The organism is Streptomyces sp. NPDC012769, assembly GCF_042901205.1.
Lineage (GTDB): Bacteria > Actinomycetota > Actinomycetes > Streptomycetales > Streptomycetaceae > Streptomyces.
On sequence record NZ_JBIBCP010000002.1, the window covers coordinates 407,869 to 432,543 of the forward strand.

Genomic DNA, 24,675 nt, shown 5'->3' on the forward strand with positions numbered 1-24,675 from the left:
TCGTCACCCCACCGTCCTGGGCAGGAAGTTGGTGGCACGATAGATGCGGCGGGGGTGTTCTGTGACGTGCGCTCCCCGGCGGCAAGGCGGGACCGACCGAGGGTGTGATCAGTTGTGGCCATTTCACTGTCCGTGGTGCTGCTGTTGGCGATCATCCTGGTGGTGCTGATCCGCGGCGGAAACCTGAAGGCCGGCCCGGCCGTCGTCGCGGTGCTCTTCGGCTTCTTCCTTGCCTCCACGGGCATGGCCGACGACATCCAGCGCTTCCTCGACTCGATAACGCGGACCATCGGCGCGATCAAGTTCTGAACCGGTCAAGGGCCCCCGCCGCTCGGCAGGGGCCTTCTCCGGTCACGCCGCCCGGTCTCAGAACAGCCGGACGCCCTCGAACCCGGAACCCGTCAGCGCCACCGGCGCGCCCAGCGTGCCGTCCTCGTGCGCCGGGTGCAGCACCAGACCGCCCCGCGGGTCGGTCGTGACCAGATCGATCCGCTCGTCACCGGCCAGGTCCCCGGCCGCGACGAGCGCCGGCACCTCCGACTCGCCCCATCCGGATCCGGCCACGGTCACCGGCTCCGTCAGGACGTACGGAGCCTCCCAGCCGTGGTCGACACCGGCGAACTCCAGCGAGCCCCGGACCGCGTCCCGGGCCAGGACACCGGCCGGCAGCATCTCGGCCCTGCCCTCCGAGGCGACGATCGTCCGCCCCGCCCAGCCGCTCGCCGCCAGCACCGTCGGCTCGGCCGCGCGCAGCTCGGCACCCTCGTAGAGGTCGAACACCAGCAGCCGGTCACCCTCGACCGCCACCACCTTCGGCAGCCCCGCGAACGACCGGCGGACGGCGATCCCGGTCACGCCCGACCAGTCGTACCCGGTGATCTCGGCCGGCGCCCCGAAGCCGCCCCTGCCGTCACCCGGGTACACGAACAGCTTCGCGCCCTGCCGGGCCACCAGGTCGTTGCGCACGTCGTTGGGCTCCTGCGGCCCGTACCGGTTGATCAGGTGCCCGGCCCGCGCCACCACCGCGCCCGACCAGTCCCGCCCGTCGGCGACGACGGGCGCCGAGAACCCGCCCTCGACGCCGGCGGCCAGCGTCAGCCGCCCCTGCGCGTCCACACCCAGCAGATCGGCCCGGCCGTCGCTGTCGTAGTCACCGAACGGCTCCGGGAAAGGCGACCTGATCCAGTACTCGGCGCCCACCGCGTCCGAGGAATTGCCCGCACGGTCCACCGCCCGGGCCCAGAAGGTCATGGGACCGGAGTCCTCGGGCGTGACGAAGGTCGTCGTGGCCGTCCCGTCGGCGCCGACCGGAACCCGACGGTCGGCCGGGCAGGACAGGGTGGACTCGCGGTACCTCGGGTCCACGCAGAAGTGCGAGGCCTCCGTCCCCTCCGGCAGGGCGAGCCGCACGGTCCGCACCGTCCCCGGCTCCGAGGCGTTCGGATAGGGGGTCGCGTCCAGGAAGGTCACCGCCGGGGCGGCCGGCCGCGTGTAATCCGTCGAGAACCCGCACGGCACGGTCCACTCCGAGGCCCGGCCCGCGCTCTCCAGCCGCACCTGCCACCAGTACGGGCCCTCGGGCGGCATCGACTGCCCGGGCACCCGCAGGGCGACCGTGGAGCCGCCGCTCGTCGGGACCGTCGTGTCGACGACCGGCGCCTCCGCCGCCCCCGCACGCCACAGCCGGAAGTGCGCCTCGGGCAGCCCACCGGTGCCGTTCCGGTCCTGGACCTTCGCCGTCAGCGTCACGAGATCCGTGTTCCCCACCCAGGGAAGGTCTCCGGAGGTCACGCAACCACCCGGGAGCGACGCCGGATCCACCGGCGTGAACGGGGACTCGGCGGCGGCCGACGCCGTCCCGCTCCCCAGGAGCGCCGCCGCGCACGCCAGCGCCAGCGAGGCCACGGCCCCTCTGCTCGTTCGTCTCATGACTCCCCTCCCGATCAGCGCAGTTGATCACTGCGGGAGAGAAGCTAACGACGACGGCCCGGGCCGGTCCATCGAAAATGGACCGGCCCGGGCCGTAACCGTCAGAGCGGGCGACGGGAATCGAACCCGCGTAGCTAGTTTGGAAGACTAGGGCTCTACCATTGAGCTACGCCCGCGAAGCGGCACCGCAGGCTGGGAGCGCCGCGGCACGGACGCCATCGTAGCGGGTCCCGGTGGGTGCCCGCACGCCCCTCGAAAAGAGGGGGCGTCGCACCGTCCCCGTCCATGTACCCTACGTGTCGCACCGACGGGGTGTGGCGCAGCTTGGTAGCGCGTCCGCTTTGGGAGCGGAAGGCCGTGGGTTCAAATCCCGCCACCCCGACCACCAGCCAAGATCACGTTGTGGGGCGCAAGCCGCTTGCGGTTACTATGCAAGCTGCGTGCCCGTGTGTCTCTCTGACCGGGCCGATCGGCAGGAACCGCCCCCTGGCGGTGCCGCCGGAAACCAGGAATCAGCCACCAAGGAGACCGAACCGTGAAGAGCGCCGTGGAGACCCTGAACCCGACCCGGGTTCGGCTCACTGTCGAGGTGCCCTTCGAGGAGCTCAAGGACAGCCTCGACGCGGCGTACAAGAAGATCAACCAGCAGGTCACGGTCAAGGGCTTCCGCAAGGGCAAGATCCCCGCGCGCGTCATCGACCAGCGGTTCGGCCGTGGTGCGGTGCTGGAGGAGGCCGTCAACGACGCCCTCCCGAAGCTCTACACCGAGGCGGTCAACGAGGCCGAGCTGAACCCGCTGGGTCAGCCCGAGGTCGACATCACCGAGCTGAAGGACGGCGAGAAGCTGGCCTTCACCGCCGAGGTCGACATCCGCCCGACCATCGAGATCCCGGACTACTCCGGCATCGAGGTCGAGGTCGACGCCATCGAGGTCACCGACGAGGACGTCGAGAAGTCCGTGCAGCAGCTGCGCGAGCGCTTCGCCTCCACCAACCCGGTCGAGCGCGCCGCGGCCGAGGGCGACGTCGTCACCCTCGACCTCGAGGCCAAGGTCGACGGCGAGGTCCTGCCCGACGGTGTCGCCAGCGGTGTCTCGTACACCATCGGCTCCGGCGAGCTGCTCGACGGCATCGACGAGGCCGTCACCGGCCTGGAGGCCGGCGGCGAGGCCACCTTCACCTCGCAGCTGAAGGGCGGCTCCGCCGAGGGCAAGGACGCCGAGGTCACCGTCAAGGTCACCGCCGTCGCCGCCCGTGAGCTCCCCGAGCTCGACGACGAGTTCGCGCAGATGGCGTCGGAGTTCGACACCCTCGACGAGCTCAAGGCCGACAGCCGCAAGCGCCTCGAGAACATGAAGCAGTTCGACCAGGCCACCCAGGCCCAGGAGCGCGTCCTGGAGAAGTTCCTGGAGCTGGCGGAGATCCCCGTCCCCGAGAAGCTCCTCGAGGACGAGATCAACACCCGCAAGCACAACCTGGAGCACCACCAGCTCGGTCAGATGGGTCTGACCCTCGAGAAGTACCTGGAGTTCCAGGGCAAGACGGTCGAGGAGTTCGACGCCGAGACCAAGGAGCAGGCGGTCAAGGGCATCAAGACCCAGTTCCTGCTCGACGAGCTGGTCTCCCAGGAGAAGCTGAACGTGGACCAGGAGGAGCTCACCGAGCACCTCATGCGCCGCGCCGCCTCCTCCGGCATGTCCCCCGACCAGTTCGCCCAGGCCGTGGTCCAGGGCGGCCAGGTGCCGATGCTGGTCGGCGAGGTCGCCCGCGGCAAGGCCCTCGCGGTCGTCGTCGAGGCCGCCAAGGTCGTCGACACCAACGGCAACGTGGTGGACCTGTCCGACGAGGACGAGGAGCAGGCCACCGAGACGGTCGAGGCCGTCGCAGGCGAGGCCGAGGTCTCCGAGGAGAAGTAAGCCCCACCAGGCTCACCGGGAGGCCCGCGCCTCCCGGTGAAGCCCGCGCCACGGGCCCGGACGCACAGCTGTGCGCCCGGGCCCGTGGACGTACCAGGACCCCTCCGTGGCCGGTTTATGCGCGCCCAACTACCTTGCGCTCCCAGCGAACAGTTCGGTAAGCGGGATGGCGCCCGCCTACCAGCGCGTTAGGGTCCATGAATACGAGGGCACTGCCCTCAGAACGAGACGCTGAGACGGCCCCGTGGCCGTCGGAGACGAGCAGGTGGATACGTGACGAATCTGAAGCCTTACGCCGCGGGTGAGCCGTCCATCGGTGGTGGCCTCGGCGACCATGTCTACAACCGGCTGCTCGGCGAGCGCATCATCTTCCTCGGCCAGCAGGTCGACGACGAGATCGCCAACAAGATCACCGCGCAGATGCTCCTTCTGGCCGCCGACCCGGAGAAGGACATCTACCTGTACATCAACAGCCCCGGCGGCTCGGTGACGGCCGGCATGGCCATCTACGACACCATGCAGTACATCCCCAACGACGTCGTGACCATCGGTATGGGCATGGCGGCCTCGATGGGCCAGTTCCTGCTCACCGGCGGCACCGAGGGCAAGCGCTTCGCGCTGCCGAACACCGACATCCTGATGCACCAGGGCTCCGCCGGCATCGGCGGCACCGCCTCGGACATCAAGATCCAGGCCGAGTACCTTCTTCGCACGAAGAAGCGCATGGCCGAGATCACCGCGCGCCACTCCGGTCAGACCGTCGAGACGATCATCCGCGACGGAGACCGCGACCGCTGGTTCACCGCGGAGGAGGCCAAGGACTACGGCCTCATCGACTCCATCATCACGCACGCCGCGGGCGTTCCCGGCGGCGGCGGCACGGGCGCCTGAGCCCGTCAGTCCGCTGAAGAGCCCCAGCCCCCGCCGAACGCCACCAGGACGGTGAACACCCAGATGCAGAACAACCTCTCCCCGAGCGGCCTCTACACCGGCGCGCCGATGGACAACCGCTACGTCGTCCCGCGCTTCGTCGAGCGCACCTCGCAGGGCATCCGCGAGTACGACCCGTACGCGAAGCTCTTCGAGGAGCGCGTGATCTTCCTCGGCGTGCAGATCGACGACGCCTCGGCCAACGACGTCATGGCGCAGCTGCTGTGCCTGGAGTCGATGGACCCGGACCGTGACATCTCGATCTACATCAACAGCCCCGGTGGTTCGTTCACCGCGCTGACGGCCATCTACGACACCATGCAGTTCGTGAAGCCGGACATCCAGACGGTCTGCATGGGCCAGGCGGCCTCCGCCGCGGCCGTGCTGCTCGCCGCCGGCACCCCCGGCAAGCGGATGGCCCTGCCGAACGCCCGCGTGCTGATCCACCAGCCCTCCGGCGGCACCGGCCGCGAGCAGCTCTCCGACCTGGAGATCGCGGCCAACGAGATCCTGCGCATGCGCAGCCAGCTGGAGGAGATGCTGGCCAAGCACTCCTCGACGCCGATCGAGAAGATCCGCGACGACATCGAGCGCGACAAGATCCTGACGGCCGAGGACGCCCTCGCGTACGGCCTGATCGACCAGATCGTCTCGACCCGCAAGAGCACGGCCGCCGCGGCAGCCTGACGCTCGACCTTCCCGCGGCGCGGTGGACATGGCGGTGGGCATGGCCGAATTCCGACCATGTCAACCGTGCCAAGGGGGGCCCGAACGGGGGGCCCGGCAAGGTACCGTCGAATATGAGGCACCAGGAGTCGCTGAACCAAGCGCTCCCAGGCGAAGGGGAAGCACCTCGTGGCACGCATCGGTGATGGCGGCGATCTGCTCAAGTGCTCGTTCTGCGGAAAGAGCCAGAAGCAGGTGAAGAAGCTCATCGCGGGACCCGGTGTGTACATCTGCGACGAGTGCATCGACCTCTGCAACGAGATCATCGAGGAAGAACTCGCGGAGACGAGCGAGGTGCGCTGGGAGGAGCTTCCCAAGCCTCGCGAGATCTACGAGTTCCTCGAGGGGTACGTCGTCGGGCAGGAGCCCGCGAAGAAGGCCCTCTCGGTCGCGGTGTACAACCACTACAAGCGCGTCCAGGCCGGCGAGAACGGCGGCGGCGCGGGGCGCGACGACGCCATCGAGCTGGCGAAGTCCAACATCCTGCTGCTCGGCCCGACCGGCTCCGGCAAGACGCTCCTGGCGCAGACCCTGGCCCGGATGCTCAACGTGCCGTTCGCCATCGCCGACGCCACCGCGCTGACGGAGGCGGGCTATGTCGGCGAGGACGTCGAGAACATCCTGCTCAAGCTGATCCAGGCCGCCGACTACGACGTCAAGAAGGCCGAGACCGGCATCATCTACATCGACGAGATCGACAAGGTCGCCCGTAAGAGCGAAAACCCGTCGATCACCCGCGATGTCTCCGGCGAGGGCGTGCAGCAGGCCCTGCTGAAGATCCTGGAGGGCACCACCGCCTCCGTACCGCCGCAGGGCGGCCGGAAGCACCCGCACCAGGAGTTCATCCAGATCGACACGACCAACGTGCTCTTCATCGTGGGCGGCGCCTTCGCCGGCCTGGAGAAGATCATCGAGTCGCGGGCCGGCGCCAAGGGCATCGGCTTCGGCGCGACCATCCGCTCCAAGCGGGAGATCGAGGCCAGCGACCAGTTCCAGGAGGTCATGCCGGAGGACCTGGTGAAGTTCGGGATGATCCCCGAGTTCATCGGCCGTCTCCCCGTCATCACCTCGGTGCACAACCTGGACCGCGAGGCCCTCCTGAAGATCCTCGTCGAGCCGCGCAACGCACTGGTCAAGCAGTACCAGCGCCTCTTCGAACTCGACGGCGTGGAGCTGGACTTCGACCGCCCGGCCCTGGAGGCCATCGCCGACCAGGCCATCCTCCGCGGCACCGGCGCGCGCGGTCTGCGCGCCATCATGGAGGAGGTCCTCCAGTCGGTGATGTACGAGGTCCCGTCCCGCAAGGACGTGGCCCGCGTGGTCATCACGGCGGACGTGGTCCGGAACAACGTCAACCCGACGCTGGTCCCGCGGATCGTGAAGAACGACGGCAGGCACGAGAAGTCGGCCTGAGCCGCACGGACGAACAGAAGGGGCGCCCCGCCGAACCGGCGGGGCGCCCCTTCTGGTGTGCGCCCGAACGGGCCGTCAGGCCTCAGATCTTGACGCGGACCTCCTTGCGGAGCTTGGCGGTGAGGGCGGCCGCCTCCTCGCCCGAACGGGCCTTGCCCGCGAGCATGTCGGCCATGTCCACCGGGACCACGAAGCCCACGGTGCTGTGGTCGGCCCACACGCACATGGTCATGCTGAACGCCGGGGTGCCCTGGGCGGCGTCGGGCTTGGTCTTGGCCTCCTGGCACTTCAGGACGGCGCCGTCGGCCTCGGCGGGCGTGTACTGCTGCGGGCTGCCGACGAGTTCGGGGGTGTCCTTGTCCTTCTCCTTGTCGGACTCGGCCTTGACGGCGGCGAAGACGTCGTCGACGACCTTCTCCGGGTCGTCGATCTCGCCGTAGAGGCCGCTGAAGGAGAGGATCTTGCCGCCGAGCGGGTTGGCCTTGTTCTCCACCTTGTAGCCGGCCTCGATCTGGGTGGCGTTCTTGACGCCGGTCTGGGCCTCCTTGAGGGAGTCCTTTCCGGCCGAGTCGCCTCCCTTGGCGTCCTTCTTGTACTCGCCGAGCACGATGTCCGGGGTGGTCAGCTTGTGCGGGCCGTCGTTCGCCACGTTCGAGGCGCCACCGCCGAACACGAAGTACGCGCCGACGCCCAGCGCCGCCACCACGGCCACCGCGCCGATGATCCAGCCGGCCTTGCCCTTCTTCGCGACCGGCGGGGGCGGCATGTAGCCACCGGGGCCCTGAGGGGCGCCGTACGGGGGCTGCTGCGGCGGCTGGCCGTACGGGGCGGGCTGCTGGGGCTGCTGGCCGTAGGGGCCGGGCTGGCCGTACGGCCCCGGCTGCTGCGGCGGGACACCCTGCGGGGCCTGCTGCGGGTAGCCGTAGCCGGGCTGCGGGGCCTGCGGCTGACCGTACGGCCCCGGCTGCTGGGGCTGCTGGCCGTAGGGACCCGGCTGGCCGTACGGCCCGGGCTGCTGGGGCTGGCCGCCGTACGGGCCCGGCTGGTTGTAGCTCATGGACAGGTTCCCCTCACAGGATGTTTATGCGTAGCGAACATCCTGTCGGAAGCCGTGCGGCGCCGGGGCGGTGGGGGTCACACCGTTACGGAACAATCGAGTTTCTGGACAACGCCGGGTCCCCCCTAAACTGAGCCCGTGACCGAGAACACTCAGCAGCAGACAGCAGCCACTCCCGAACTGCCGACCCAGTACGCGCCGGCCGAAGTAGAGGGGAAGCTGTACGAGCGCTGGGTAGAGCGGGGTTACTTCGAGGCGGACGCCAAGAGCGACAAGCCGCCGTACACCATCGTCATCCCGCCGCCGAACGTCACGGGCTCCCTCCACCTGGGCCACGCCTTCGAGCACACGCTGATCGACGCCCTCACCCGCCGCAAGCGGATGCAGGGTTACGAGACGCTGTGGCAGCCGGGCATGGACCACGCGGGCATCGCCACCCAGAACGTGGTCGAGCGCGAGCTCGCCAAGGAGGGCAAGTCCCGCCACGACCTCGGCCGTGAGGCGTTCGTCGAGCGCGTCTGGCAGTGGAAGGCCGAGTCCGGCGGCCAGATCTCCGGCCAGATGCGCCGTCTGGGTGATGGCGTCGCCTGGTCCCGTGAGCGCTTCACCATGGACGAGGGCCTGTCCCAGGCCGTCCAGACCATCTTCAAGAAGCTCTACGACGACGAGCTGATCTACCGCGCCGAGCGCATCATCAACTGGTGCCCGCGCTGTCTCACCGCGATCTCGGACATCGAGGTCGAGTACCAGGACGACGACGGCGAGCTCGTCTCCATCCGCTACGGCGACGGCGACGCGTCCATCGTCGTCGCCACCACCCGCGCCGAGACGATGCTCGGTGACACCGCCGTCGCCGTCCACCCGGACGACGAGCGCTACAAGCACCTGGTCGGCACCGAGATCGAGCTGCCGCTCACCGGCCGCCGCATCCCGGTCGTCGCCGACAGCCACGTCGACCCCGAGTTCGGCACCGGCGCCGTCAAGGTGACCCCCGCGCACGACCCGAACGACTTCGAGATCGGCCAGCGCCACGGCCTGCCGAACCTCGCCGTCATGGACGAGCGCGCGGTCATCACCGCCCACGGCCCCTTCCAGGGCCTGGACCGCCTCGAGGCCCGCTCCGCCATCGTCGCCGCACTGCGCGCCGAGGGCCGGATCGTCGCCGAGAAGCGCCCGTACGTCCACTCCGTCGGCCACTGCTCGCGCTGCAAGACCACCATCGAGCCGCGCCTGTCGATGCAGTGGTGGGTCAAGGTCGGCCCGCTCGCCAAGGCCGCCGGCGACGCGGTCCGCGACGGCAAGGTCAAGATCCACCCGCAGGAGATGGAGAAGCGGTACTTCGACTGGGTCGACAACCTGCACGACTGGTGCATCTCGCGCCAGCTGTGGTGGGGCCACCGCATCCCGGTCTGGTACGGCCCGAACGGTGAGGTCGTCTGCGTCGGCCCGGACGAGGAGCCGCCGGCCGGCGACGGCTGGCACCAGGACACCGACGTCCTGGACACCTGGTTCTCCTCCGGCCTGTGGCCGTTCTCCACGCTGGGCTGGCCCGAGCAGACCGAGAGCCTCGCGAAGTTCTACCCGAACTCCGTCCTCGTCACGGGGTACGACATCCTCTTCTTCTGGGTCGCCCGGATGATGATGTTCGGCCTGTACGCGATGGACGGCACCCCGCCGTTCCACACCATCGCCCTGCACGGCATGGTCCGTGACCAGAACGGCAAGAAGATGTCGAAGTCCTTCGGCAACGTGGTCAACCCGCTGGACTGGATGGACGAGTACGGCTCCGACGCCGTCCGCTTCACCCTGGCCAACGGCGCCAACCCGGGCGTCGACGTCCCGATCGGCGAGGACTGGGTCAAGGCCTCCCGCAACTTCGCCAACAAGATCTGGAACGCGACCCGCTTCGCGCTGATGAACGGCGCGACCGTCGAGGGCGAGCTGCCCCCGGTCGAGCAGCTGTCCGCGACCGACCGGTGGATCCTCTCCCGACTCAACAAGACGGTCGCGCAGGTCGACGCGTACTACGAGGACTACCAGTTCGCGAAGCTCAGCGACGCGCTGTACCACTTCGCCTGGGACGAGGTCTTCGACTGGTACGTCGAGCTGTCGAAGACGACCTTCTTCGCCGGCGGCGAGCAGGCCAAGGTCTCCGGCCGCGTCCTCGGCGAGGTCCTGGACGTGATGCTGCGCCTGCTGCACCCGATCGTCCCGTTCGTCACCGAGACGCTCTGGACCACGCTCACCGGCAAGGAGTCCGTCGTCATCGCCGACTGGCCCACCGACTCCGGCTTCCGCGACGAGGCCGCGGAGAAGGAGATCGAGCTGGTCCAGAAGGTCGTCACCGAGGTCCGGCGCTTCCGCGCCGACCAGGGCCTGCAGCCCGGCCAGAAGGTCCCCGCCCGTCTGGAGCTCGACGGCACCGCGCTCGCCGCGCACGAGGCCGCCATCCGTCAGCTGCTGCGCCTCCAGCCGGAGGGCGAGGGCTTCGCCGCCACCGCCTCCCTGCCGGTCGCCGGCGCCACGGTCTCGCTCGACCTGTCGGGCACGATCGACGTCGCCGCCGAGCGCAAGCGCCTCGCCAAGGACCTGGCCGCCGCCGAGAAGGAGAAGGCACAGGCCGAGGGCAAGCTCGGCAACGAGGCCTTCCTGGCCAAGGCGCCGGACAACGTGGTCGACAAGATCCGCACCCGGCTCGCCAAGGCGGACGAGGACATCGCCCGCATCCAGGCGCAGCTGGAGCGCCTGCCGCAGGCGTAGCGGAGCAGTGGGGGAGGGGCCCGGAACCGGGGACGGTTCCGGGCCCCTCCCGTATGTCCGGAGTGTGTGACCTCACATGACAGGGGACCGAAGTCCGTCAGCTCGGGCCGAAGGACCTTGGATGATGGAAGGCATGCTCCGCCTCCCCACCCTCCCCGCGCTGCGCCGCTGTGCGGACCGGTGGGCGGGGTCGCCCCGGGCCACGGACGTCGTCGCGGCACTCAGCGCCTTCGGCCTCATGCTCCTGGACGTGCCGGGGCTCGCCCGCGCCGACAACTCCCTCACCGGGGTCACCGCCACCCTGGTCCTCGCGGCCGGCGCGGCCACGCTGGTGCTGCGGCGGAAGGCCCCGTGGGTGCCGTTCCTCGTGGCGCTCGGCCTGATGGGCTGGCTGCACGAGCTCACGATGGTCCAGTTCGCGCTGTACTCGCTGGGCCGCTTCCGGGGCCGGCGGACCGCCGTCCTGGCCACCGCGCTGTACGTGGGCACCGCCTACGCGTACTTCCACACGCCCGGCTGGCCCGCCCGGCACGGCGAGACCCTCAGCGACTTCCTGAGCCTGGTCGTCCCGATCGGCGTCCTCGCCGCGGGCGTCGGCATCGCCGCCTTCCGCCAGGACCTGGTGCGCGCCCTGGAGGCCCAGCGCCGCGAGGCCGCCGCCCGGCAGGCCGTCCAGGAGGAGCGGATCTCGGTCGGGCGCGATGTGCACGACCTGGTCGGCCGGGAGCTGACCGTGCTCGCGGTGCGGGCCGAGGTGCTGGCCGTACGGGCCAGGGGAGAGGCGTACCAGCGGGACTTCGAGGAGCTCGCCGACACGGCCCGGCGCGCCCACCACATGCTCAACGAGACCATCGTGCGGCGCGGCGACGCGGCCGCCGCCACCCCGGGCCTCGAAGGGCTCGCCGCGCTCGCCGAGGAGAGCGAGCGGATGGGCAGCCCCGTGGACGTCACCGTCGCGGAGGAGGCGAAGGCGTTGTCGCCGCTGCGGCAGGCGGCCGTCCACCGGGTGGTGCGGGAGTGTCTGACGAACGCGGCCAAGCACGCGCCCGGCCTGCCGGTGACGGTCGCCATCACCGTCGAGGGCCCGTCCCTGCGCGTCGAGGTCCGCAACCCGCTCTCCCCGACCCCGCCGGACCGCGCCCCGGTGTCGACCGGCACCGGCCTGTTCTCCATGGAGGAGCGCGTCACCAGCATGGGCGGCTCGCTGACCGCCCGCCGCGAGAACGGTGTCTACGCGGTGACGGCCCTGCTGCCGAGCGGGCTGCGCTAAGGGGTGTCTCGCCGATCTCGCCGATCTCGCCGGGCTCGCGACGCGAGCCGGTGGGGCGAAAGACCCCGAAAGGGGTGGGTCCCCGGTCCTGTCGGTGCCCCTCCGTAGACTGGTGGCGTGAGTGAGCCGAGCGACCCGAGCGACCAGTTCGACGACATCGTCGACGCCGAGACCGACCGTGACCCGGACCTGGCGGTGATCGAGGCCGGCAGCCGCACCCTGCGCGCGATGGCCGGGCCGCCCCAGGGCGATCCGGTGCCCTCCCGCCCCGCCGACCCCGAGGTCGACAAGGCGCTGCGCGAGGTCGAGACCGAGCTGTCGACCCGCTGGGGCGAGACCAAGCTGGAGCCCTCGGTCAAGCGGATCGCGGCCCTGATGGACGTGCTGGGCGACCCGCAGCGCGCGTATCCGTCGATCCACATCACCGGCACCAACGGCAAGACCTCCACGGCCCGCATGATCGAGGCCCTGCTCGGCGCCTTCGACCTGCGCACCGGGCGGTACACCTCGCCGCACGTGCAGACCATCACCGAGCGGATCAGCCTGGACGGCGCCCCGATCGACGCCGAGCGCTTCGTCGAGACGTACCGGGACGTGAAGCCGTACGTGGAGCTGGTCGACGCCCGTGAGGAGTACCGCCTCTCCTTCTTCGAGGTGCTCACCGGCATGGCGTACGCGGCCTTCGCCGACGCCCCGGTCGACGCGGCCGTGGTCGAGGTCGGCATGGGCGGCACCTGGGACGCCACCAACGTCATCGACGCCTCCGTCGCCGTCGTCACCCCGATCGACCTGGACCACACCGACCGGCTCGGCGGGACCACCGGCGAGATCGCCGGCGAGAAGTCCGGGATCATCAAGCAGGGCGCGACCGTGATCCTGGCCCAGCAGCCGGTGGACGCGGCGCAGGTGCTCCTGAAGAAGGCCGTCGACGTCGACGCGACCGTGGCCCGCGAGGGCATGGAGTTCGGCGTCGTCTCGCGCGAGGTCGCGGTCGGCGGCCAGCTGCTGACCCTGCGCGGCCTCGGCGGCGAATACGACAACGTGTTCCTGCCGCTCTACGGGGCGCACCAGGCGCACAACGCGGCCGTGGCGCTCGCCGCCGTCGAGGCCTTCTTCGGCATCGGCGCGCAACACGCCCGCACCCTGGACGTGGACACGGTCCGCCGGGCCTTCGCCCAGGTGGCCTCGCCGGGCCGGCTGGAGGTCGTGCGCTCCTCGCCGACGGTGATCCTGGACGCGGCGCACAACCCGCACGGCGCGCGGGCGACGGCCGAGGGCATCACCGAGTCCTTCGGTTTCTCCCGGCTCATCGGTGTGGTCTCGACGAGCTCCGACAAGGACGCCAAGGGGCTGCTCGAAGCCTTCGAGCCGATCTTCGCGGAGGTGGTGATCACGGCGAACTCCAACCCCCGGGCCACCGACGTCGACGCGCTCGCCGCGATCGCGGTCGAGGTCTTCGGCGACGAGCGGGTGGTCGTGGAGCCGCGGCTCGACGACGCCCTCGAGGCGGCGATCACGCTCGCCGAGGAGGAGGACGAGTACGCGGGCGCGGGCGTCCTCGTCACCGGTTCGATCTTCACGGTCGGCGACGCCCGACTGTTGCTGAAGCGAGGCTGATCCGATGCGGGTGCTGTGTTCCTCGACGCTGATCGGCGAGTTCTTCGTGATCGGTTTCGCCGGGCTCGTCGCCATGAAGGACGAGTCGCTGGCGATGTCGACGGTGTGGACGGTCTGCGGCATCGCCATGGCCCTGTCGGTGCTGCTGTGCGGGATGATCACCCGTCCGGGCGGTGTGCAGCTGGGCTGGGCGCTGCAGATCGGTCTGGTCGCGAGCGGCTTCGTGGTGCCGGTGATGTTCTTCCTGGGTGCGCTGTTCGGCGTGCTCTGGTGGGCCTCGGTGCACTACGGCCGGAAGATCGACGAGATCAAGGCCGGCTGGGCGGCCTCCGAAGGCTCCGCAGGGCCTGACGCTGCGTGATCGGGGCCGGTGCGGGCCCTGTAGCCTCTTCAGTCCCGCACACCGTTGTCTGAAGGAGTTCCCCCGTGAGCCAGCGCACGCTCGTCCTGCTCAAGCCCGACGCCGTCCGCCGTGGCCTGATCGGCGAGATCATCGGCCGTATCGAGCGCAAGGCCGGCTGGACCATCGCGGCCCTGGAGATGCGCGAGCTGGACCAGGAGACGCTGGAGCAGCACTACGGCGAGCACAAGGGCAAGCCCTTCTACGAGCCGCTGATGGGCTTCATGGCCTCCGGCCCGGTCGTCGCGCTCGTCGTCGAGGGCGAGCGGGTCATCGAGGGCCTGCGCACGCTCGCCGGCCCGACCGACCCGATCGCCGCCGCGCCCGGCTCCATCCGCGGCGACTTCGGCACCATCGTCCGCGAGAACCTGATCCACGCCTCGGACTCCGAGGAGTCCGCCATTCGGGAACTGAAGATCTTCTTCCCCGGCCTCGTCTGACCCGGCGTCAGCCGATCAGAGCCACCCCCTGGGGCGACCGAAGGAATTTCGGTCGCCCCCAGGCATATGAACGACGAACCCGGGAACGGATCGCCGCGTCATTCCGTCACCTATACAGAGGTGGATCCGTCACCTATACAGAGGTGGACTGGGGCGGTCCGCCGCGCGGTATCCGTGCGGGCGGCACTACGATGGGGAAACTCCACGCCGCACCACCTACAGCCACCACCTCGCCGACCTGAGAAGCCGTCAACGCTCCGCTAGGGAAGGCCCGACGCATCCTCATGGGAAACAAGGGGAACTCAATGTCGTTCATCGGCCGTGACATGGCTGTCGACCTCGGGACCGCCAACACGCTGGTGTACGTCAGGGGTCGAGGCATCGTTCTGAACGAGCCGTCCGTCGTCGCGATCAACACCAACACCGGCGGCATCCTCGCGGTCGGTGCGGAGGCGAAGAAGATGATCGGCCGGACCCCCGGCAACATCGTCGCCGTCCGCCCGCTCAAGGACGGCGTGATCGCCGACTTCGAGATCACCGAGCGGATGCTCCGCTACTTCATCCTCAAGATCCACAAGCGCCGCTACCTGGCCCGTCCCCGGGTCGTCGTCTGTGTGCCCTCCGGCATCACGGGAGTCGAGCGCCGCGCCGTCATCGAGGCCTCCACCCAGGCCGGCGCCCGCCAGGTGCACATCATCGAGGAGCCCATGGCCGCCGCCATCGGCTCGGGCCTCCCGGTCCACGAGGCCACCGGCAACATGGTCGTCGACATCGGCGGCGGCACCACCGAGGTGGCCGTCATCTCCCTCGGCGGAATCGTCACGGCACAGTCCATCCGGGTGGCCGGCGACGAGCTCGACAACGCGATCATCCAGCACATCAAGAAGGAGTACTCCCTCCTCCTCGGCGAGCGCACCGCCGAGCAGATCAAGATCACCATCGGCTCCGCCTACGACCTCGACCAGGACGAGCACACCGAGATCCGCGGCCGCGACCTGGTCTCCGGCCTGCCCAAGACCGTGGTCATCTCCGCCGCCGAGGTCCGCAAGGCCATCGAGGAGCCGGTCAACGCCATCGTCGACGCCGTCAAGACCACCCTCGACAAGTGTCCGCCGGAGCTCTCCGGTGACGTCATGGACCGCGGCATCGTTCTCACCGGTGGCGGCGCACTGCTCCGAGGCCTGGACGAGCGGCTCCGCCGCGAGACCGGCATGCCGATCCACATCGCCGAGGACCCGCTGGACTCGGTGGCGCTCGGATCCGGCAAGTGCGTCGAGGAGTTCGAGGCGCTCCAGCAGGTCCTGGACGCCCAGCCGCGCCGCTGACCCGGCCGGCAGCCCGTAACGACCGCGTCACCCCACAACTCCATCACCCCCGGGCCCCGGCCCGGGGGCCCGTATCGAACGAGGAAAGGCACGGCCGCCGCACGTGAGGGACACACGAGAGAGCCGGCTGCTCCTGGTACTGCTGATCGCCATCGCGTTCGCACTGATCACGGTGGACATCAGAGGAGGCCAGGAGTCACCGGTCGACGGTGCCCGGCAGGCCGCGGCCGCGGTCTTCGGTCCCGTCGAGAACGGCGTCGCCTCGGCGGTCGACCCGATCGGCAACGCGATAGGAGCGGTCCGCGACTCCGGGGAGCGGCACAACCGGATCGCCGCCCTGGAGCAGGAGAACGCCGCCCTCAAGGCCAAGCTCGGCAGCGACGACCGCAACCGCAACCGGCTGCGCGAGCTCGACACCCTGCTGAAGACGGCCGGCGCCGGCCAGTACGGCATCAAGGGCGCCCAGGTCATCGCCATAGGAGCGGCCCAGGGCTTCTCCTGGACCGTCACCATCGACGCCGGCGCCCAGGACGGCATCCGGCGCGACATGACCGTCCTCAACGGCGCCGGACTCGTCGGCCGGGTCACCACCGTCGGCCCCTCCACGGCGACCGTGCTGCTCGCCAACGACCCCGACTTCACCGTCGGCACCCGCCTGGAGAAGACCGACGAACTCGGCTTCGCCACCGGCCAGGGCAACGGCCCGCTGCTCGTCCAGCTCCTCAACGGCAAGGCCAAGGTCAAGCCGGGCGACCGGCTCGTCACCTTCGGCTCGCACGGCGCCAAGCCCTTCGTGCCCGGCGTCCCGGTCGGCGAGGTGGTCCGCGTCGACCCGCTGGGCGGCGGCCTGACCCGTAACGTCTACGTCCGCCCGTACGTCGGCTTCAGCAAGCTCGACATCGTCGGCGTCGTCGTCCAGGCCCCGCGCACCGACCCGCGCGACACGGTGCTGCCGCCGAAGCCCAAGCCCGCCCCGACCGTCACCGTCACGGTCACCCCGCCGCCCCCGCAGCAGAACCCGAACCAGCAGAACCAGCAGGAAGGGCAGGCCCAGCAGCAGGGCGACCAGCCCGCGCTGAAGCCGGACGAGCTGAACCAGCAGCCCCAGCAGGACCAGCAGCAGGCCCAGCCGCAGGACCAGCAGCCCCAGCAGCAGCCTCAGCCACAGGACCAGCCGCAGGACCAGGGGGAGGAAACGCCGTGAAGTTGAACCGCATCCTGCTGTCGGCCGCGCTGGTCGTCGTCGCCCTGGTCGTCCAGGTCTCCGTCCTCGCCCGCCTCCAGCTCCCCGGCGCCGTCCCCGACCTCGTCCTGCTCACCGTCGTCGCGCTCGCGCTGGTGTACGGACACGTCACCGGCGCCCTCGTCGGCTTCAGCGCCGGCCTGATCGCCGACCTCGCCCCGCCCGCCGACCACGCCGCCGGCCGCTATGCCCTCGTGCTCTGCGTCGTCGGCTACCTCGTCGGCCTCGCCCGCCCCGAGAACGGCCGGCTCAAGTCCGCCGCCGGGCCCATGGCCGTGGTCGCCGTCACCGCCGTCGGCTCCACCCTCCTCTACGCCGGGGTCGGCGCGCTCGTCGGCGACACCGCCGCCCGCCACGTCGGGCTGGGCTTCCTGCTGTTCACGGCCGCCCTCTACGACCTGCTCCTCGCGCCGTTCACCGTCCCGCTGATCATGGCCATCGCGCGGCGCGCCGAGAACGACCCGCTCGCCGAGGCCGGGACGAACGGAGCCGACGTCTCCTCCGGCTGGCTCTCCACCGGCACCGGCCTGAGGATCGGCACCCAGCGCAGCGGCCTGCTCGTCAAGGCGGCCCGGACCCGCGCCTCACGCGCCGGACGCATCAAGGGAGTCAAGCGACTGTGACCGAGGGGGCAACGGCAGCATGAGCAACATCCCGGAGACCGGACGGACCCCCAGGGTCCAGATCCGGCTCATCGTCATCCAGGTCCTCGTCTTCTCCCTGCTCTTCACCCTCGGCGGACGCCTCTGGTACCTCCAGATCCGCCAGGGCAAGGAGTACACCGACGAGGCCAAGAACAACCACGTCCAGCAGGTCGTCCAGCCCGCCGTGCGCGGCTCCATCCTCGACGCCCGCGGCGTCCCGCTCGCCGACAACGAGACCCGGCTCGTGGTCTCCGCCTCGCGCACCGAGCTGATGAAGATGAAGGACGACGGCAAGGCCGTCCTCACCCGGCTCGCCGGCGTCCTGGGCATGAAGCCGCAGGACGTCATGAACAAGATCCGGCTCTGCGACTCCGAGACGCCCAAGCCCTGCTGGAACGGCTCCCCGTTCCAGCCGATCCCGGTCACCGACGAGGCCACCACCCAGCAGGCCCTGACGATCCGTGAGGCCTCCGAGGACTTCCCCGGCATCACCGCCGAACTCGCCGCCGTCCGCCGCTACCCGGCGCCCGGCAAGGCCCGCACCGCGCAAGTCCTCGGCTATCTCTCGCCCGTCACCGACGAGGAGATCGAGAAGGCCAAGGACACCGACTCGCCGTTCCTCCGCTCCGACCAGGTCGGCCGCTCCGGCATCGAACGCACCTACGACAAGGAGTTGCGCGGCAAGGCCGGCGTCACCCGCTACGAGGTCGACAACCTCGGCCGCGTCATGGGCCAGACGAAGTCCGACCCGGGCGTGCCCGGCTCCACCCTCGTCACCAGCATCGACGCCCGCGTCCAGGCCGTCGCCGAGTACGAGCTCCACCAGGCGATGAAGACGGTCCGCGGCGAGACCGACAAGATCACCGGCCGCCCGTACGAGGCCGACGCCGGCGCCGTCGTCGTCATGGAGTCCAGGACCGGCCGCGTCGTCGCGATGGCCTCCCAGCCCGACTACGACCCCAACGCCTGGGTCGGCGGCATCTCCGCCAAGGACTACGCCGCGCTCACCAGCAAGGACTCCAACTACCCGCTGCTGAACCGCGCCATCCAGGGCCAGGCGCCCGCCGGCTCCGTCTTCAAGGTGGTGTCGGCGAGCGCCGCCGTGCGCGCCGGGCACGACTTCAACGACAAGTACCTGTGCAGCGCCTCGTACAGCATGGGCAACCGCAGCTTCGCCAACTTCGAGTCCAAGGGGCACGGCCCCATCACCCTCGGCGACGCCCTCAAGTTCTCCTGCAACACCGTCTTCTACCGCCTGGGCCACCAGGAATGGCAGCGCGACGGCGGCCTCAAGCCGAAGAAGGACGCCAAGGACTGGTTCTACCGGACCGCCCGCGACTACGGCTTCGGTAGCGAGACCGGCATCGACCTGCCCAACGAGGTCACCGGCCGCATCCCGGACCGCCACTGGAAGCAGAGCTTCTGGGAGGCCAACAAGGACGTCTGGTGCAAGCAGGGCAAGAAGGGCGGCACCTACGTCGAGCAGATCGCCTACGAGAGCTGCCTCGAAGGCAACCAGCTCAAGGCCTTCGACAGCATCAACTTCGCGATCGGACAGGGCGACGTCCTCATCACGCCCGTCCAGCTGGCCACCGCCTACGCGGCCATCAGCAACGGCGGCACCCTCTACAACCCCACCGTCGGCAAGGCCGTGATCAGCCCCGACGGCAAGCAGATCCGGGAGATCAAGCCCCGGCCGCACGGCCGGCTGCCGGTCGACGCCCAGACCGTCAAGGACCTCGACAAGGGCCTGCGGTCCGTCGTCGAGCCCGGCGGCACCGCCGCCTGGCGGTTCGGCGGCTGGCCGCAGGACAAGATCCCGATGCACGCCAAGACCGGTACCGCCCAGGTCTACGGCAAGCAGACGACGTCCTGGCTGGCGACGTACACCAAGGACTTCACGATCGTCATGACCATCTCCCAGGGCGGCACCGGCTCCGGCGCCTCGGGACCCGCCGTGCGCAACATCTACGACGCCCTGTACGGCCTCGACGACGCGGGCAAGCAGGACCTCAAGCGGGCCCTGCTGCCCCAGCCGCAGCAGACCCTGCCGAAGGTCAACCCCGACGGCACCATCGACGCGCCCGAGGTCAAGCCCTACGACCCCAAGTCACAGCTCGTCGACCCCGCCGAGGGCGGCGTGGTGCCGCCGCTCGCGGGCCCGCCCCCGTACCTGAGGGACTGACCCGATGACCGCCCCCCACGGCTTCTCCGTCTCCCGCTACGCACCCGAGCGCGGGCCGCTCGCCAGGCTCACCGCCCGCGACTCGGTGCTGCGCAGGCTCGACTGGCCGATACTGCTCAGCGCCCTCGCGCTGTCCTTCCTCGGCACGCTGCTCGTGTGGTCCGCGACCCGCAACCGCACCGAGCTCAACGGCGGCGACCCGTACGCCTTCCTGTTCCGGCACTCGCTCAACACCGGCATCGGCCTCGTCCTGATGATCGGCACCATCTGGCTCGGCCACCGCACCCTGCGCGGGGCCGTGCCGATCCTCTACGGCATCTCCATCCTGCTGATCCTCGCCGTCCTCACCCCGCTCGGCGCCACCATCAACGGCGCTCACGCGTGGATCCAGATCGGCGGCGGCTTCTCGCTCCAGCCCAGCGAGTTCGTCAAGATCACCATCATCCTGATCATGGCGGTGCTGCTCGCGGCGAAGGTCGACGCGGGGGACCAGATCCACCCCGACCACCGCACCGTCGCCAAGGCCCTGGTGCTGGCCGCCCTCCCCATGGGCATCGTCATGCTGATGCCCGACCTCGGCTCCGTCATGGTCATGGCCGTCATCGTGCTCGGCGTGCTGCTCGCCTCCGGCGCCTCCAACCGCTGGGTGCTCGGCCTGATCGGCGCGGGCGTCCTCGGCGCCGTCCTGGTGACCACGCTCGGCATGCTCGACGAGTACCAGATCAACCGCTTCGCCGCCTTCGCCAACCCCGAACTCGACCCGGCCGGCGTCGGCTACAACACCAACCAGGCCCGCATCGCCATCGGCTCCGGCGGCCTGTACGGCGCGGGACTGTTCAACGGCCACCAGACCAGCGGCCAGTTCGTGCCCGAACAGCAGACCGACTTCATCTACACCGTCGCCGGCGAGGAGCTCGGCTTCGTCGGCGCCGGACTGATCCTCGCCCTGCTCGGCGTCATCCTGTGGCGGGCCTGCCGCATCGCCCGCGAGACGACCGAGCTGTACGGCACGATCGTGGCCGCCGGCATCATCGCCTGGTTCGCGTTCCAGTCCTTCGAGAACATCGGCATGACGCTCGGCATCATGCCGGTCGCGGGCCTGCCGCTGCCCTTCGTCTCCTACGGGGGTTCGTCGATGTTCGCCGTGTGGGTGGCGATCGGACTGCTGCAATCCATCAGGGTGCAGCGCCCGATGACGGCCTGACGCGCACTCCCGCCGCGCCCCCATCGCGTTCTAGGCTCGATCCATGGACGAGACGAAGCGCGAGATCGAGCGGAAGTACGAGGCCGCCGACAAGGCCGTGGTCCCGGACCTCGACGGGGTCCCGGGCGTCGCCGCCGTCCGGGACGAAGGCGTCATGGAACTCGACGCCGTCTACTACGACACGCCCGACCTGCGGCTCGCCGCCGACTCGCTCACCCTGCGCCGGCGCACCGGCGGCACGGACGCCGGCTGGCACCTGAAGCTCCCGGTCGCCCCCGGGATCCGCGACGAGATCAGGGCCCCGCTCGCCGAGACGCTGCCGCGCTCACTGGCGGGGCTCCTGCGGTCCCGGGTCCGGCACGAGGACGTCGTCCCCGTCGTCCACCTCCTGTCCCGCCGCGACGTCCGCCACCTGCTCGACGTCGACGGCAGCCTCCTCGCCGAGCTCTCCGTCGACACCGTCCACGCCGAACGGCTCACGGGTGACGGGAAGGCCGCCTGGACCGAGATCGAGGTCGAACTCGCCGACGACGCCGACGAGGCGATCCTCGACGCCGTCGAGAAACACCTGAAGAAGGCCGGCATCCGCCCCTCGCACGCGCCCTCGAAACTGGCCCGGGCCCTCGCCGACACGGGCGGCGGGCCCGCGAAAACCCCGACGGCCGCCACCGGCACCCCCGGCACGGCCGGACACGCCGTCCTCGCGTACGTACGGGAACAGATCGAGGCGATCGTCGCCTTCGACCCCGCCGTCCGCCGCGACCTCCCCGACGCGGTGCACAAGATGCGGGTCGCCACCCGACGCCTGCGAAGCGCCTTCAAGACGTACCGCAAGGTGCTCGACCGCGCCGTCACCGACCCGATCGGCGAGGAACTGAAGTGGCTGGCCGGCGAGCTCGGCGTCGCCCGGGACGAGGAGGTCCTCCAGGAACGGCTCGACGACCGGCTCGACGAGCTCCCCGACACCCTCCGCCTGGGCCCCGTCCACGCCCGGCTGCGCATCCGCGGCACGAGCCGCGCCGAAGAGGCCCGGCGCACGGTGCTCGCCGCCCTCGACTCCGACCGCCACCTCGCCCTCCTCGACCGCCTCGCCGCGCTCCTCGCCGACCCGCCGCTGCGCAAGGCGGCCGCACGCGACGCCGCCGATGTCCTCGCCCGCGCCGCCCACAAGGACTTCGACCGCCTCGCCGACCGGGTCGACCACGCCCTCGCCCTCGACCCGGGACCCGAGCGCGACCTCGCCCTCCACGAGGCCCGCAAGGCCGCCAAGCGCGCCCGGTACGCCGGCGAGTCCGCCCGCCCCACCCTCGGCAAGCCCGCCAAACGGTTCGCCAAGCGCGTCAAGGCCGTCCAGTCCTGCCTCGGCGACCACCAGGACAGCGTCGTCACCCGCGAAGCCCTCCGCGAGCTCGCGATCCAGGCCCACGCGGCCGGCGAGTCCGCCTTCACCTGGGGCGTCCTCTACGGCCGCGAGGCGGCGGCGGGGGAGGCGCTGGAGCGGGAGCTGCCGGAGCTGTGGGACCGGGCCTCCGCCCCGGAAATCCGGGCGGCACTGAGCCACTGAGCACCGGGGTACGCTTGAGAGTCGCCCCCCTGCCAGCTCACGAAGGTTCGAGATGTCTGCTGCCGAGTCTGTCTTCCCGCAGCTCGAAGCTCTGCTCCCGCACGTGCAGAAGCCGATTCAGTACGTCGGTGGAGAGCTGAACTCCACGGTCAAGCCGTGGGAGTCCGCCGATGTGCGCTGGGCGCTGATGTACCCGGACGCGTACGAGGTCGGCCTGCCCAACCAGGGCGTCATGATCCTCTACGAGGTACTGAACGAGCGTGACGGCGTCCTCGCCGAGCGCACGTACAGCGTGTGGCCGGACCTCGAGGAGCTGATGCGCGAGCACGGCGTGCCGCAGTTCACGGTCGACAGCCACCGCCCCGTCGGCGCCTTCGACGTGTTCGGTCTGTCCTTCTCGACCGAGCTCGGCTACACCAACATGCTCACCGCCCTCGACCTCGCCGGCATCCCGCTGGAGTCGAAGGACCGGACCGTCGACCACCCGATCGTGCTCGCCGGCGGCCACGCCGCCTTCAACCCCGAGCCGATCGCGGACTTCATCGACGCGGCGATCATCGGTGACGGCGAGCAGGCCGTGCTCGACATGACCGAGATCATCCGCCAGTGGAAGGCGGAGGGCCGGCCCGGCGGCCGCGAGGAGGTCCTCTTCCGCCTCGCCAAGACCGGCTCGGTCTACATCCCCCGCTTCTACGACGTGGAGTACCTGCCGGACGGCCGCATCGGCCGGGTCGTCCCCAACAGGTCCGGTGTGCCGTGGCGCGTCTCCAAGCACACCGTCATGGACCTCGACGAGTGGCCCTACCCCAAGCAGCCGCTCGTCCCGCTCGCCGAGACCGTCCACGAGCGGATGTCCGTCGAGATCTTCCGCGGCTGCACCCGCGGCTGCCGTTTCTGCCAGGCCGGCATGATCACGCGCCCCGTGCGGGAGCGAAGCATCACCGGCATCGGCGAGATGGTGGAGAAGGGTCTCAAGGCGACCGGCTTCGAGGAGGTCGGCCTGCTGTCGCTGTCCTCGGCGGACCACTCCGAGATCGGTGACATCGCCAAGGGCCTCGCCGACCGCTACGAGGACGACAAGGTCGGCCTCTCCCTGCCGTCGACCCGCGTGGACGCCTTCAACGTCGACCTCGCCAACGAGCTGACCCGCAACGGCCGCCGCTCCGGCCTCACCTTCGCCCCCGAGGGCGGCTCCGAGCGCATGCGCAAGGTCATCAACAAGATGGTCTCGGAGGAGGACCTGATCCGGACCGTCTCCACCGCGTACGGCAACGGCTGGCGCCAGGTGAAGCTGTACTTCATGTGCGGCCTGCCGACGGAGACCGACGAGGACGTCCTGCAGATCGCCGACATGGCGATGAACGTGATCGCCGAGGGCCGCAAGGTCTCCGGCCAGAACGACATCCGCTGCACCGTCTCCATCGGCGGCTTCGTGCCCAAGCCGCACACCCCCTTCCAGTGGGCCCCGCAGCTCTCCGCCGAGGAGACCGACGAGCGCCTGGCGAAGCTCCGCGACAAGATCCGCGGCGACAAGAAGTACGGCCGCTCCATCGGCTTCCGCTACCACGACGGCAAGCCCGGCATCGTCGAGGGCCTCCTCTCCCGCGGCGACCGCCGCGTCGGCGCCGTCATCCGCGCGGTCTACGAGGACGGCGGCCGCTTCGACGGCTGGCGCGAGCACTTCTCGTACGACCGCTGGATGGAGTGCGCGGAGAAGACCCTCCCCGAGTTCGGCGTGGACGTGGCCTGGTACACGACCCGCGAGCGCACCTACGAGGAGGTCCTGCCCTGGGACCACCTGGACTCCGGTCTCGACAAGGACTGGCTCTGGGAGGACTGGCAGGACGCGCTCGACGAGACCGAGGTCGAGGACTGCCGCTGGACGCCGTGCTTCGACTGCGGTGTCTGCCCGCAGATGGACACCCACATCCAGATCGGCCCGACGGGCAAGAAGCTGCTGCCGCTGTCGGTCGTGAACAAGTAGGCACGACGGCGATCGGGTGACGGCCCGGCGGAGGGGTGAACCCTCCGCCGGGCCGTCGGCGTCCTGTGG

Annotated in this window: 19 protein-coding genes and 2 tRNA genes; 18 read left to right on the forward strand and 3 right to left on the reverse strand. The window is 70.2% G+C overall.

The window, feature by feature from the left end; genetic code table 11:
- Positions 1 to 114 precede the first annotated feature (114 nt).
- Entirely contained in the window at positions 115 to 309 is a 195-nt protein-coding gene (locus ACFY7C_RS10660; protein WP_345488297.1) for a hypothetical protein, read from the forward strand.
- Positions 310 to 366: 57 nt separating this feature from the next.
- On the opposite strand, the gene ACFY7C_RS10665 is transcribed toward ACFY7C_RS10660, so the two are convergent.
- Positions 367 to 1,767, reverse strand: a complete 1,401-nt coding sequence (locus ACFY7C_RS10665; RefSeq protein ID WP_389646992.1) for a hypothetical protein — start codon at positions 1,765 to 1,767, stop codon at positions 367 to 369.
- 267 nt (positions 1,768 to 2,034) lie between these two features.
- Positions 2,035 to 2,105: transfer RNA gene (locus ACFY7C_RS10670), tRNA-Gly, on the reverse strand.
- Positions 2,106 to 2,237: 132 nt separating this feature from the next.
- Here ACFY7C_RS10670 and ACFY7C_RS10675 point away from each other — a divergent pair.
- The 5 genes from ACFY7C_RS10675 to clpX all read left to right on the forward strand — a co-directional run bounded on the left by ACFY7C_RS10675 (position 2,238) and on the right by clpX (position 6,913).
- A tRNA-Pro gene (locus tag ACFY7C_RS10675) sits at positions 2,238 to 2,314 on the forward strand.
- A gap of 150 nt (positions 2,315 to 2,464) precedes the next feature.
- Positions 2,465 to 3,844 (forward strand): trigger factor, encoded by a 1,380-nt coding sequence (gene tig, locus ACFY7C_RS10680; RefSeq protein ID WP_389646994.1) that lies wholly within the window; start codon positions 2,465 to 2,467, stop codon positions 3,842 to 3,844.
- 273 nt (positions 3,845 to 4,117) lie between these two features.
- Positions 4,118 to 4,735, forward strand: coding sequence for an ATP-dependent Clp protease proteolytic subunit (locus ACFY7C_RS10685; RefSeq protein WP_389646997.1), 618 nt, complete (start codon positions 4,118 to 4,120; stop codon positions 4,733 to 4,735).
- Between the two features lie 63 nt (positions 4,736 to 4,798).
- Positions 4,799 to 5,461, forward strand: a complete 663-nt coding sequence (locus ACFY7C_RS10690; protein ID WP_345488304.1) for an ATP-dependent Clp protease proteolytic subunit — start codon at positions 4,799 to 4,801, stop codon at positions 5,459 to 5,461.
- 168 nt (positions 5,462 to 5,629) lie between these two features.
- Positions 5,630 to 6,913, forward strand: coding sequence for an ATP-dependent Clp protease ATP-binding subunit ClpX (gene clpX, locus ACFY7C_RS10695; protein WP_360309418.1), 1,284 nt, complete (start codon positions 5,630 to 5,632; stop codon positions 6,911 to 6,913).
- Positions 6,914 to 6,995: 82 nt separating this feature from the next.
- On the opposite strand, the gene ACFY7C_RS10700 is transcribed toward clpX, so the two are convergent.
- Positions 6,996 to 7,970, reverse strand: coding sequence for a hypothetical protein (locus tag ACFY7C_RS10700; RefSeq protein WP_389647000.1), 975 nt, complete (start codon positions 7,968 to 7,970; stop codon positions 6,996 to 6,998).
- A 138-nt stretch (positions 7,971 to 8,108) separates the two neighbouring features.
- Here ACFY7C_RS10700 and ACFY7C_RS10705 point away from each other — a divergent pair, with 138 nt between their 5' ends.
- The 12 genes from ACFY7C_RS10705 (at position 8,109) to ACFY7C_RS10760 (ending at position 24,606) form a co-directional block, all read left to right on the forward strand.
- Positions 8,109 to 10,730: a valine--tRNA ligase gene (locus ACFY7C_RS10705; protein ID WP_389647002.1), complete on the forward strand. Its 2,622-nt coding sequence runs from the start codon at positions 8,109 to 8,111 to the stop codon at positions 10,728 to 10,730.
- Positions 10,731 to 10,863: 133 nt separating this feature from the next.
- Positions 10,864 to 12,000 carry a sensor histidine kinase gene (locus tag ACFY7C_RS10710; protein WP_389647005.1) on the forward strand — a complete coding sequence of 379 codons (1,137 nt, stop codon included), beginning with the start codon at positions 10,864 to 10,866 and terminating at the stop codon, positions 11,998 to 12,000.
- 117 nt (positions 12,001 to 12,117) lie between these two features.
- Positions 12,118 to 13,617 carry a bifunctional folylpolyglutamate synthase/dihydrofolate synthase gene (locus ACFY7C_RS10715; protein ID WP_389647008.1) on the forward strand — a complete coding sequence of 500 codons (1,500 nt, stop codon included), beginning with the start codon at positions 12,118 to 12,120 and terminating at the stop codon, positions 13,615 to 13,617.
- Positions 13,618 to 13,621: 4 nt separating this feature from the next.
- Positions 13,622 to 13,978 carry a DUF4233 domain-containing protein gene (locus tag ACFY7C_RS10720; protein WP_389647011.1) on the forward strand — a complete coding sequence of 119 codons (357 nt, stop codon included), beginning with the start codon at positions 13,622 to 13,624 and terminating at the stop codon, positions 13,976 to 13,978.
- Between the two features lie 65 nt (positions 13,979 to 14,043).
- Positions 14,044 to 14,457, forward strand: coding sequence for a nucleoside-diphosphate kinase (gene ndk / locus ACFY7C_RS10725; RefSeq protein WP_389647014.1), 414 nt, complete (start codon positions 14,044 to 14,046; stop codon positions 14,455 to 14,457).
- A 305-nt stretch (positions 14,458 to 14,762) separates the two neighbouring features.
- A complete protein-coding gene (locus ACFY7C_RS10730; protein ID WP_046905593.1) occupies positions 14,763 to 15,782 on the forward strand; it encodes a rod shape-determining protein in 1,020 nt (339 codons plus the stop codon).
- 103 nt (positions 15,783 to 15,885) lie between these two features.
- Positions 15,886 to 16,986, forward strand: coding sequence for a rod shape-determining protein MreC (mreC, locus tag ACFY7C_RS10735; RefSeq protein ID WP_389647017.1), 1,101 nt, complete (start codon positions 15,886 to 15,888; stop codon positions 16,984 to 16,986).
- The gene (mreD, locus tag ACFY7C_RS10740; protein ID WP_389647020.1) at positions 16,983 to 17,648 is read left to right on the forward strand and encodes a rod shape-determining protein MreD; all 666 of its coding nucleotides are present in this window, start codon (positions 16,983 to 16,985) and stop codon (positions 17,646 to 17,648) included. The genes mreC and mreD overlap by 4 nt, the downstream gene beginning before the upstream one ends.
- A gap of 19 nt (positions 17,649 to 17,667) precedes the next feature.
- Positions 17,668 to 19,854: a penicillin-binding protein 2 gene (gene mrdA / locus ACFY7C_RS10745; protein WP_389647023.1), complete on the forward strand. Its 2,187-nt coding sequence runs from the start codon at positions 17,668 to 17,670 to the stop codon at positions 19,852 to 19,854.
- A 4-nt stretch (positions 19,855 to 19,858) separates the two neighbouring features.
- Positions 19,859 to 21,058, forward strand: coding sequence for a rod shape-determining protein RodA (rodA, locus tag ACFY7C_RS10750; RefSeq protein WP_389647025.1), 1,200 nt, complete (start codon positions 19,859 to 19,861; stop codon positions 21,056 to 21,058).
- Between the two features lie 43 nt (positions 21,059 to 21,101).
- Positions 21,102 to 22,622, forward strand: coding sequence for a CHAD domain-containing protein (locus tag ACFY7C_RS10755; protein WP_389647028.1), 1,521 nt, complete (start codon positions 21,102 to 21,104; stop codon positions 22,620 to 22,622).
- Positions 22,623 to 22,674: 52 nt separating this feature from the next.
- Positions 22,675 to 24,606, forward strand: coding sequence for a TIGR03960 family B12-binding radical SAM protein (locus ACFY7C_RS10760; protein ID WP_389647031.1), 1,932 nt, complete (start codon positions 22,675 to 22,677; stop codon positions 24,604 to 24,606).
- Positions 24,607 to 24,675: the final 69 nt, after the last annotated feature.

Bases quoted from the DNA above. Each gene is read 5' to 3' on its own strand.
- ACFY7C_RS10690 (WP_345488304.1), top strand. From the start codon at position 4,799: ATGCAGAACAACCTCTCCCCGAGCGGCCTCTACACCGGCGCGCCGATG.
- ACFY7C_RS10700 (WP_389647000.1), bottom strand. From the start codon at position 7,970: ATGAGCTACAACCAGCCGGGCCCGTACGGCGGCCAGCCCCAGCAGCCC.
- ACFY7C_RS10710 (WP_389647005.1), top strand. From the start codon at position 10,864: ATGCTCCGCCTCCCCACCCTCCCCGCGCTGCGCCGCTGTGCGGACCGG.
- ACFY7C_RS10720 (WP_389647011.1), top strand. From the start codon at position 13,622: ATGCGGGTGCTGTGTTCCTCGACGCTGATCGGCGAGTTCTTCGTGATC.
- ACFY7C_RS10730 (WP_046905593.1), top strand. From the start codon at position 14,763: ATGTCGTTCATCGGCCGTGACATGGCTGTCGACCTCGGGACCGCCAAC.
- mrdA (WP_389647023.1), top strand. From the start codon at position 17,668: ATGAGCAACATCCCGGAGACCGGACGGACCCCCAGGGTCCAGATCCGG.
- rodA (WP_389647025.1), top strand. From the start codon at position 19,859: ATGACCGCCCCCCACGGCTTCTCCGTCTCCCGCTACGCACCCGAGCGC.
- ACFY7C_RS10755 (WP_389647028.1), top strand. From the start codon at position 21,102: ATGGACGAGACGAAGCGCGAGATCGAGCGGAAGTACGAGGCCGCCGAC.
- ACFY7C_RS10760 (WP_389647031.1), top strand. From the start codon at position 22,675: ATGTCTGCTGCCGAGTCTGTCTTCCCGCAGCTCGAAGCTCTGCTCCCG.